The sequence below is a fragment of the Mesorhizobium sp. M7A.F.Ca.US.006.04.2.1 genome (genome assembly GCF_004022915.1).
In the GTDB taxonomy this organism is placed as follows: domain Bacteria; phylum Pseudomonadota; class Alphaproteobacteria; order Rhizobiales; family Rhizobiaceae; genus Mesorhizobium; species Mesorhizobium ciceri.
In genome coordinates, this window is sequence record NZ_RZQA01000338.1 from 1 (window position 1) to 6,204 (window position 6,204).

Here is a 6,204-nt window from a genome sequence, read left to right on the forward strand (position 1 = left end):
GATACAAGACTCTCATGCTTGCACGAGACATCCTTTCGGTCATCGGCGGGCATGCTCATATTGGATGAGGGGTGGCAGCTAGGGCGATAGGGCTACTCGAATTCATGAAGGCGGCCACGTGCGGCGCGTGTTACGACTGTTGGCGCTAAACTGCGGAGCGGAAATCGTGACCGTGAACATAGTCGGACACGCGAGTCCAAACACATTCGCCTTCAAAACCAGTGCTCCGATCAAAGCCACGGGCTTTCAGGACGGCACCTGGGGCCTGGGCGTCGTCGAACAAAGCGGAGATCGTCCTGGTTGTGGAAAGCCTGTGTCGCCAGAGCGGCGCCGAGAGATACTCGAGGCTCTCGATGGCGTGCTGGGCGGCAATCCAGAGGTCGGAGCCTACAACCAGACATTCTGAGAGGAATTGGACCATGTCTGACCGGATCGTAAGTTTTGTCATGAGCGGGGGGGTCGGCTCACGGCTGTGGCCGCTCTCGCGCGAAGACAACCCCAAGCAATTCCACGATCTTTCGGGGGATGGCTCTATGCTTGCCAAGACTGTTCGTCGCCTTAAGGCGCGGCCGGACGGAGAGACGCCGATCTACCTGATAGCCTCCGAACGGCATGCCGAGCGCGTTATCTCGGACCTAGTACCGCTCGGCCTGAACGGCGGCAGACCGATCTTCGAGCCGGTCGGCCGCAATACCGCGGCCGCCGTCGCCATAGCCACCCTGCAAACGATCTCCGAATATGGAGCCGACGCCCTTGTGCTCGTGGTCCCCTCCGACCATCAGATATCGACGACAACGCAATTCTGGGAAACCGTCAAGGCCGGCGTGCCTGCCGCCGATTCAGGAAAGATCATCGTGTTCGGGATCAAGCCGACGCATCCCGAAACCGGATATGGTTACATCGAGACCACGGCAGATGCTGACGCAGTAGCCTCGGTTTCGCGCTTTGTCGAAAAGCCGAACGCCAAGTCGGCTCGCAAATACATGTCTTCGGGACAATTCTACTGGAACGCCGGCATTTTCCTCTTTCGAGCCGACACCATGCGGGAGGCTTTTCTCGAGTTCCAGCCCGACATCTGGGACGCCGCGGAACGGGCTTACAAGGGAGCGCGGACCGACGTCTCGGGCCTTTATTTGACACAAGGCTTCTACTTGGCCGTCCCCTCGACCTCGATCGACTACGCAATCATGGAGCATGCGCGCGACATCGCAATGGTTAGGGCCTCGTTCCACTGGACCGACCTTGGCTCATGGCAATCCCTAATGGAGGCCAGCCCCACGGACAGCAACGGCAATGTCACAATGGGCGATATCGTCGCCATCGATTGCCAGGACTCTTACTTCAGAAGCCAGGGCAGACTGCTGACCGTGGTCGGGATGAAGGATGTTGCGATCGTGGCGACGCCAGATGCGGTATTCGTCGCACCCGTCAGCCACAGCCAGAACGTGAAAAAAATCGTCGAACAGCTGGAGAAGAGCGGGCGCCTCGAAACGAAATTTACTGCCTCCGAAGACCGGATCATCATCAGTGGCTCATGGCGCAAGCGCGTGGAGCACTGGCTCTTCGAAGAAACCCTGCCGCTGTGGTCCACCGCTGGCGTCGACGATGTTTACGGCGGCTTCCATGAGGCCCTGGGCTTCGATGCGAGGCCATTGGGCAAACCCAAGCGCATGCGCACTGCGGCTCGCCAGATTTACGCTTTCGCAGTCGCCAAGGAACGTGGCTGGACTGGTCCGGCGGACAAACTCATCGAACACGGTATCGACTTCATCGCAAGATTCGGCCGCACGAACCGCGGCGGGTGGGTGCGAACTCTCAATGCCAACGGCAGCGTGGCCGACCCGACCGAGGACGCCTACGACCATGCCTGCGTGCTCCTGGCGCTGGCTCAAGCTCACCGATGCGGACACCACGATGCCCTGGAACTGGCACAACAGACGTTTCGTTTCATCGACGCCCACCTCGAGCACGACAGTCTGACCGGGTTCCTCGAGAGCCCCGGCTGGAACGGTGCGCGGTCTTCGAACCCACACATGCACATGCTGGAATCATTTCTTGCCTGGTATGGCGCCACGGGCGACCGTGAATATCTGCGTCGGGCAGCACGCATCATCGATCTCTTCCGGAGCCATTTCTTCGACCAGGAAAGCTGGACGGTTGGGGAACGTTTCGACGCCGATTGGTTGCCGTTGCAGGGAGATGAAGGACAGTGGACCGAACCGGGGCATCACTTCGAATGGGCTTCGCTCCTTGTCGATTTCGCACGAGCGAGCGGCCAGAAAGACTTGGTCGCCTACGCAAGGAAGCTCTATTCATCGGCGGTCGCCAGTGGATTGAACCGGACAACAGGTCTGGCTTTTGCTGCCGTATCGCGGCAGGGAATCCCTCTCGACCGGCTCTCCCGCAGCTGGCCGCAATGCGAAGCCGTCAAGGCAGCCGTAGCCTTGGATGGCATTGGCGGGCCTGACCTGAAAGCTGAGATCGAAGCCCGTGTCGCGCGCCTGTTCAGATGGCACATCGATCCCGCGCCGCTTGGCTTGTGGATCGACAGGATTGACGAGCGCGGAAGGTCACTGGCAACGGAGGTGCCGGCGAGCATCTTCTACCATCTGGTGACGGCATTGATGCAGTATCTGGACAAGACCGCGGGCCAAGTCGAACCTTTCCCGCTTCCTGCTTCGGACGTGAGCAAGACGGGTTTGAGGCAGGTACTGGGTCGCTCCTGATGCGACGATCCTGAGATACGGTGTTCGTGCCGAACCGTAGTTGGCGAAGGTCGTCTACACCGAACCTTGACGACCGCAGATATCGGCTCCTGGCGCGGCCGCTAAGGCACAGCCTTGGCCGCGCGCACCGGCAACGCTCGCTTTCCCCCGGTCGTCGGCCGCCGTGAGGCTGCCGGTGCTGCCAGGAGTTCCGAGGCAATGAATATGAGGTTCTCGCCGTTGACGAGGCTGTCGATCTTCCTTCCGCTCAAAAGCGAGTAGACGAAAGTGAGGCAGCCTCGGCCGGGAAACATAAAGTCGTGTGGTTCCACGATGATGCACGGCACATGCTTGAGGACCTTGCCGCAGTCTCGCGTTGCCTCCAGCTCCGCGCCTTCAATGTCCATCTTAAGCATCAGCAATTTCGCCTTGGGCAGTCTGGCAAGAAGGCCCCGTAAGGTGACCGACGGCACGCCTTCTCCGTCTGCCACGCCCCGTGCCCACGATGGGCGCTCGCTGTTGACAAGTGCAACTTCGCCCTCGTGGCACCAGAGTGCGCCGTAAACAGACATAATCCGCTCTAGACCGGCGCAGTTCGAGAGTAAGACTTCATGCGTTTGGCGATCCGGTTCGATGGCCATCACCACAGCATCAGGATACTGGTCTCTGAGGAAAATCGACGAGTAGCCAACGTTAGCGCCGGCATCCACGATAACGGGTATGATCCCCCTCCGTCTCCATCCTGCCGCGAGCCGGTTGAGCGCGCTCTGTCCACCCTTTCCAATTTCATATTCGCCGTGCCCAAAAATTTGTGACATGACAAACAAGTCGCTGTCGGTAGGCCTGATCAGCAATTCATGATCGCCACAGCGAACTTTCATCGCCGAGCCGATCCCGAGTGCGCGGCGAAGGAGTACTGAGACCAGTTTCCTCCAGCCGATGGCGCGCGCGAGCCCGTCAATGTGATAGAGCTTGGCGTAGAACGTCCGGTTCATCGTCGCAGTATCACCTGAGGATGTGCCAATCTCCATACACCCTTAGGGAGTAGCCAGGCCGGCTCGCCACCGAAGCAAATTGCCCGCACACACCCCCCGCATGCATATTCCTGCCATCATGCCCTCCCCGGTTCGGTCGTAGGCATGCTTCCTGCGCCGCTTATCAGCAAGGTACCGCAAGGTGATAGGGACGTCGTAGCTACGGCAAATTCGGTAGCACTTGCCTCTGTGTCGCTGCCTCAAAGCGGGATAGTATGCTTTGGGAAGATGCCTGACGCCACATTGAACGACCTCTCCCGATCATGGAAATGCGGTTAATTCGTCAAGGCGTTGTAACTTTGAGACGTGAACCATCTTGTCCGAACGGTTGAGACGCAACGATGGCCAAAAAAAAAGTCCGTGCGAGACCCAGCAGTGACCTTCTGAAACTGCTTGCCACAAGGCCTAGAGCGGTGGCGCTTGCTGCGCTGCACGTGAGTGAATCCGTGCTGCTGGAACTCGAAGCGTCCGAGCTTTTGTCAGCAGCAGAGATTAGAGGGCTACTTAAGGACGCGTCGATGACGTTACGAAATGCCGCCGAGCAAGCGGACAATCGCAGCTGCCTCGTCGCCAGCGAAATAGTCGATTCCATGCGGGAAAATTTCAAGAGAAATAAGACTTAACCTGTCGCCATCGGCCGACCGGGAAAAACTTGTTATCTTCAACCAAAACTGCCGTTGCCACGTCATCGATAGTGCATTGGAGCATATTCTTCACATCAATTTTAATGTACGGTGTATGCGAGGGAGGTAGTTCGGGCAGTAGTTGGGCGGGGTTGCTTCTGAATGACGCCACATCCATTTTTGCGCGGGAATGAAAAACGCCTGTCGTATGAGGACGATACGGCGCTGATCAAAAGGCTGGGATTCACGCCGAAGCGCTATCTGGCGGAGACGGTCATCGTCAATCAGGGCGAGGATTGCGATCGCATGTTCATTGTCGAGTCGGGCTGGGGGTGCATTTCTCATGAACTTGCCGGCGGGCAGCGACAGATTCTAGATTTTGCACTGAAAGGCGACATCGTCCTACCTCAGTCCTACTCGGGCAGGGCTCTTGAAACGTTTGTGGCTCAAACCGAAATTTCAGTTCTGGTGGCTTCGACCAAGACATTTGCCGTTGCGGCCATGCAGTCGCCCCATCTGTTCTCCCTTGTTCTCGAAACCCTCGTGCACAATGCAGCGGTTGTCGCTCAACATCTGACCAATGTGGGACGACGCAGCGCCTTGGCGCGGACGGCGCATCTCTTCCTCGAACTGATGACGCGTCTGGAACGAATCGGCTCTGTCACGCGCAACAGCTATGAATGCCCTCTCACCCAGTACGATCTGGCGGACGCACTGGGACTCACTCCCATTCATGTCAACCGGATGCTGCGGGAACTGCGCGAGCGCAAGTTTCTCGAATTTCGGCAGGGCCACGTTCGTGTGCTCGATCAGCAGGGCCTGACTAAGTTTGCTGGATTCGAGCAGGAATATGTCGACGGTTGAGACGTCCCGGCATGCGATGGCAAGCAATCTTGCTCCCCGGTAGCGGCCATCGGGCAAGATCGAGGACGGGCTTTTCCGGGCAGCATCCACTTTCCGGCGGCGGATCTGTTCCGTGTGGCCCGCTCCCTATCCCGACTGGCGTCCGCTGGCCAGGCGCCGGCCAATTCAATCTCGGTTTCTTGGCGCGATCTCTTCGCGGTTGCCTAAACGACACCGTCCTTGGCGTCCCGCTGCAGCGGCGAGTCCGCTCGGCCCAATTTAAGGACCACAATCAGGAGCGATAATTGGCGCTCGGTGCTCGGATCCTAAACAGAGCGTAGCTCTTCCACCAGACCTATGGCCCCCGCAGAGCCAGCCTTCGAGGCAAACTATGAGAGTTCATTCGCCGCTTCCTGAACACCCTGCGCAAATGCTCGCTCGAGCCAAAGGCGGCCTGCTACCGGGTTGTGTTCCCCGGCACGACCATTGCAGAGATAGCCCCCGAGCATGAGTTGGGCATAGCCATGTCCCCGCTCGGCGGCGGCCGCGAACCATTTCTGCGCTGCGACCGGGTCGAAGGACAGACCTTGGCCATTCGCGTACTGGGCACCGATCGCAAACATAGCCCCGGCGTGCCCGGCTGCGGCTGCCCGCTTGAACCACTGCGCGGCAGCCTGAGGCAAACAGGCGCCGCCACGTCCGTTGAGAAGCATTTCGGCAAACGCCACCTGCGCGTCGACCATGCCAGCATTGGCCGCCCGCTCAAACCAGCAACGGGCTTGTTTCAGATCGGCAGCCACGCCGCGCCCATCCTGAAGCATTCGCGCGTAGGCATATTGCGCATCGGCCACGCCTTCGGCTGCCCGCCTCACCCATCGGGCAGCTTGCTCCTCGTCCTTTCGCACGCCGACGCCCTCGGCAAAGCAGAGGCCGAGGTTGAACGCTGCAATCAGATCGCCCGATGAGGCGGTCGCCTCGAACCATCCAGCGATGCTGGCG

Annotated in this window: 5 protein-coding genes; 3 read left to right on the forward strand and 2 right to left on the reverse strand. The window is 59.2% G+C overall.

Annotation, left to right across the window (positions count from 1 at the left end; all coding sequences use genetic code 11):
- Nucleotides 1-419 precede the first annotated feature (419 nt).
- Entirely contained in the window at nucleotides 420-2,726 is a 2,307-nt protein-coding gene (locus EN925_RS18610) for a mannose-1-phosphate guanylyltransferase/mannose-6-phosphate isomerase (RefSeq protein ID WP_127366461.1), read from the forward strand.
- Nucleotides 2,727-2,827: 101 nt separating this feature from the next.
- On the opposite strand, the gene EN925_RS18615 is transcribed toward EN925_RS18610, so the two are convergent.
- Nucleotides 2,828-3,700 carry an FkbM family methyltransferase gene (locus EN925_RS18615; RefSeq protein ID WP_024505424.1) on the reverse strand — a complete coding sequence of 291 codons (873 nt, stop codon included), beginning with the start codon at nucleotides 3,698-3,700 and terminating at the stop codon, nucleotides 2,828-2,830.
- Nucleotides 3,701-4,080: 380 nt separating this feature from the next.
- Here EN925_RS18615 and EN925_RS18620 point away from each other — a divergent pair, with 380 nt between their 5' ends.
- Nucleotides 4,081-4,362, forward strand: a complete 282-nt coding sequence (locus tag EN925_RS18620) for a hypothetical protein (RefSeq protein WP_024505425.1) — start codon at nucleotides 4,081-4,083, stop codon at nucleotides 4,360-4,362.
- Between the two features lie 162 nt (nucleotides 4,363-4,524).
- Nucleotides 4,525-5,226, forward strand: a complete 702-nt coding sequence (locus tag EN925_RS18625; protein ID WP_024505426.1) for a Crp/Fnr family transcriptional regulator — start codon at nucleotides 4,525-4,527, stop codon at nucleotides 5,224-5,226.
- A 368-nt stretch (nucleotides 5,227-5,594) separates the two neighbouring features.
- Here the strand turns inward: EN925_RS18625 and EN925_RS18630 are convergent.
- Nucleotides 5,595-6,204, reverse strand: a 610-nt coding sequence (locus EN925_RS18630) for a tetratricopeptide repeat protein (RefSeq protein ID WP_164894272.1), incomplete at its 5' end; no start/stop codon positions are given.